3 protein-coding genes are annotated in these 3,974 nt (G+C 44.3%); 1 reads left to right on the top strand and 2 read right to left on the bottom strand.

The genetic code is table 11. The features are described 5' to 3' along the window. Nucleotides 1–22 precede the first annotated feature (22 nt). Nucleotides 23–1,606, bottom strand: coding sequence for a phosphoglycerate dehydrogenase (serA, locus tag WAM07_RS05660; protein ID WP_422165487.1), 1,584 nt, complete (start codon nucleotides 1,604–1,606; stop codon nucleotides 23–25). After that, nucleotides 1,606–2,769 (bottom strand): pyridoxal-phosphate-dependent aminotransferase family protein, encoded by a 1,164-nt coding sequence (locus tag WAM07_RS05665; RefSeq protein WP_422165489.1) that lies wholly within the window; start codon nucleotides 2,767–2,769, stop codon nucleotides 1,606–1,608. The genes serA and WAM07_RS05665 overlap by 1 nt, the downstream gene beginning before the upstream one ends. Before the next feature lie 240 nt (nucleotides 2,770–3,009). On the opposite strand from WAM07_RS05665, the gene WAM07_RS05670 reads away from it, so the two are divergent. After that, nucleotides 3,010–3,974 (top strand): ABC transporter substrate-binding protein (locus WAM07_RS05670; protein ID WP_422165491.1); only part of this gene is annotated, 965 nt, incomplete at its 3' end.

Below are 3,974 nucleotides of genomic sequence, written 5' to 3' on the forward strand. Positions count from 1 at the left end.
GTCCCCGGGAAAAGATTCTATCTTATAGAGTTAAGCACTGAACTTTATTAATATCCGTAATTTGGGCCAGTCGATCCTGACACTCGGACTCCACTTCTTTGTCCACGGTCAGAACCATAACAGCGTCTCCACCCTGGTTGGTTCTTCCTACCTGCATGGTAGCAATGTTCATATTGTGCTCAGATAAGAGACTCCCCACACGTCCGATAGCGCCCGGCTGGTCTTTGTGGTGGATAAGAATCAGGTTCCCATCCGGGACCACGTCAATGGAGTATTGATCCAGCTGGACAATACGGGCTCCAAGACCATTTAACAAAGTACCTGCGATACTTCGTTTCTCCTGGTCCGTTTCAATTTCGACAGTAAGCAAGTTCGTAAACCCTTTGGTTGACGTCGACTTTTGCTCATTGATGACAATTCCCTTATCAGAAGCTGTTTTAAAGGCATTTACGTCGTTCACCCGCTGTCCAATGTGTCTGCGTAGAATTCCTTTAACCGCGATTCTGGTAAGCGGGGTGGTATCAACGTCTGTCAATTCTCCTGAATAATACACACTTACGCGCTCAAGCGTCCCTTCCACTACTCGGGACAAGAAAGCACCCAGGCGTTCCGACAGCTTGAAATATGGAGAGAGCTGCTCCATCATTTCTGAAGAAACGGAAGGCATATTCACAGGGTTTCTTACGGTTCCACCTCTTAATTGCTCTAATACATCGTAACTTACATCAGTCGCAACATTTTCCTGAGCCTCTACCGTGCTCGCTCCCAGGTGCGGTGTAGCAATGACTTCTGTAAGAGAAAGAAGAGGGTGCTCAGTTGCCGGCTCTTCTTCAAACACATCAAGCGCCGCTCCGGCAATTTTCCCACTTTGAATAGCCTGATAAAGAGCATCTTCATCAACAATTCCGCCGCGGGCGCAGTTCAGAATCCTGGCACCAGGTTTCATGAGCTGAATGGCTTCACGATCAATCAAATGCTTAGTTTCTTCCATTAAAGGTGTATGAACGGTTAAGAAATCTGCCTGTTGCAGTACTTCCTGAAGAGTTCCGTGATCTACACCGGCTTTATCAGCTTTTTCCTGATTAAGAAATGGATCATAGGCGATGACTTTCATTCTTTGGCCTTTAGCGCGCTGAGCCACTTCTCTTCCGATTCTGCCGAAACCGACCACGCCGAGCGTTTTGCCTTTAAGTTCGACCCCGACGAATTTCTTTCTTTCCCAGCGTTTTTGCTGTAATTGGTGATAGGCTTGAGGAATATTGCGCGCGAGAGACATCAGCATAGCCATCGTATGTTCTGCTGTTGAAATGGTATTTCCATCAGGAGCATTTACCACAACTACGCCATGTTCTGTTGCCGCATCGAGATCAATATTGTCAACGCCAACGCCAGCACGTCCGATTACCTGCAGGTTTTCGGCATGTTCAATCACTTCTCTGGTTACTTGTGTCTGGCTTCTCACAATAATAGCTTGCACAGACTTTACGGCCTCCAGCAGCTCTTCATGGCTCAGAGAAGGATCTGCAATGGCTTCCACATCCTCCGCATCCAATAAAGGACGGATTCCTTCTTCACTTAAAGGGTCACAGATTAACACGCGGTACATTATTTTCCCTCCCTGGTGTGATTGAGATAGACTTCCTGTGCGGCGACAACGCCAGCCCCAGGTTTGAAATCATGGTTCAACCGTTTCAATATAATTTCTAAGATGCTTACATACTGAAGAACGTTTGCCGGACGGCAATAGCCCATATGGCCAATTCGGAAGATTTCACCTTTCATATGGTTCTGTCCGCCAGCCACCATAAGTCCGAATTCTTCATTCGCAAGCTTTCTGAATTGTTCTGCATTAAAGGTAGCAGGTTGAATAGACGTAACGGTTGTAGAAGCACTCTCATCGTCCACAAGTAATGGAAGGTTAAGAGCTTTACAAGCCTCGCGCGTCATGTTTTTCATAAGCTGATGACGCTCAAACACATCGTCCAGACCTTCTTCTTCTATTAAATTTAAGACTTCCTCTAAACCAAATAAAAGAGATAAAGCCGGGGTGAAAGGTGTCTGGCCGTCACCCAGTTTTTTCTTATAGGTTCTTAAATCTAAGTAAAAACGTGGTCGATCATTATCATTAATAACCTCCCAGGCACGATCACTGACCGCTGCAAAAGCAAGACCGGCAGGGAGCATCATAGCTTTCTGAGATCCTGTCACTAAGAGATCGATTCCAGACTGATCCATCTCAATACGGGCTCCGCCAATAGATGACACACCATCTACAAGGACTAGAGCATTACTGATCTTATTGACGCTTTTGGCTACTTCCTCAACGGGATGCATGACCCCTGTAGACGTTTCACAATGAGTCAGAAAGACGGCTTTCGTCTCAGGATGAGCCTTAAGTGCTTCTTCCACCTGAGAAACTTGAACAGCATTTCCCCATTCCACTTCAATACGATGGACATTCAGCTCGTAGGACTCACAGATTTGCGCAAAGCGCGCACCGAAAGAACCGGCAACTACAGCGATGACTTCATCTCCCGGCTTCGTGGTATTCACTACAGCTGCTTCCAGGGCAGATGTGCCGCTTCCTGTAAGTAGAAGCACATCCTGAGAGGTACCAAAAATGGACTTCACGCGCGGAGTAATTCTGTTTATTAAGTCTTTACATTTCTGTCCTCTATGACCAATCATTGGCTGGATCATGGCCCGATCGACACTTGGCGGAATCGGCGTCGGACCCGGTGTATGCAATATATCCCATTCCCGGTTCATTTCTAGAACCACCCTTCTCATCAAATTCTATTCTCTTTTCCTATTATTAGTCGTTTGCTCATTAGAAAAAGAAATGATATTCCTTTATCCTATCAAAAGAATTAGTGTTGTCAATCTAATTTGAATTTTCAGTAATGATGCTTTTTCCTCAGTTTTACAAAAAAATTACGTTGAAAAAATTCATAATTATCTGTATAATTCAAAAAGTACATATATTTGAAAAATTAGGGGGAGTTACACTTGAGAAAAAACCACAAAATCTGGTTGCTTTTCACACTTATGCTTATTTTTGTATTAGCAGCATGCAGCGGTGGAGGCGATGAGAACTCATCAGAGTCTAGTGAAGGTGGAAATGACACAGAAGAAAGCTCAGAAGGGAACGCTTCGGGCGATCAAACCATTACCGTAACAGCTAAAAGTGAAATCCCAAGCATGGATCCTTCCTTAATTACCGATTCAGTCGGATTCCAATGGGCCGGCGAAACACTGGAAGGTCTTTACCGCCTAGATGAAAACAGTAACCTTACAGAAGGAATGGCGGAAGAAGGCACAGTAAGTGATGATGGCCTTACGTGGACATTTAAACTGCGAGATGCTAAGTGGTCCAATGGGGATGAAGTAACAGCCAATGATTTCGTCTATTCATGGAGACGAGCTGTTAATCCGGATACAGGTTCTGAATATGGACCGTACTTCCTTGGAGGAATCATTAAAAATGCTACTGCCGTTAGTAATGGAGAAGTGGAACCAGAAGAATTAGGTGTCAAAGCAGTAGATGATAAAACACTGGAAGTAAATCTTGAAAAACCTGTACCTTATTTCAAATCCATGACTGTGTTTATTACATTTATGCCAATTAACCAAAGCTACGTAGAAGAAAAAGGCGAAGACTTCGCCACAGAAGCTGAACATACATTAGCCAACGGTCCATTCAAGATGACCGAGTGGAGTCACGGTGAAGGCTGGACAGTTGTGAAGAATGAAGATTATTGGGATGCAGAAACTGTTCAACTTGAAACCATTAACGCTAAAGTAATTAAAGAGGTTTCTACAGGTGTAAACCTGTATCAGTCTGGAGAAATCGATCAGACAGAACTTAATGCTGAATTTGTGGATCAGTATCGTAGTGACGAAGCTTTTGAAGTCGTGAAAAAACCATACTTGTACTTCTTTAAATTTAACCAGGAAACCAATGAAGCCCTGGC

This window comes from Halobacillus sp. (assembly GCF_049282395.1).
Taxonomy (GTDB): Bacteria; Bacillota; Bacilli; order Bacillales; family Halobacillaceae; genus Halobacillus.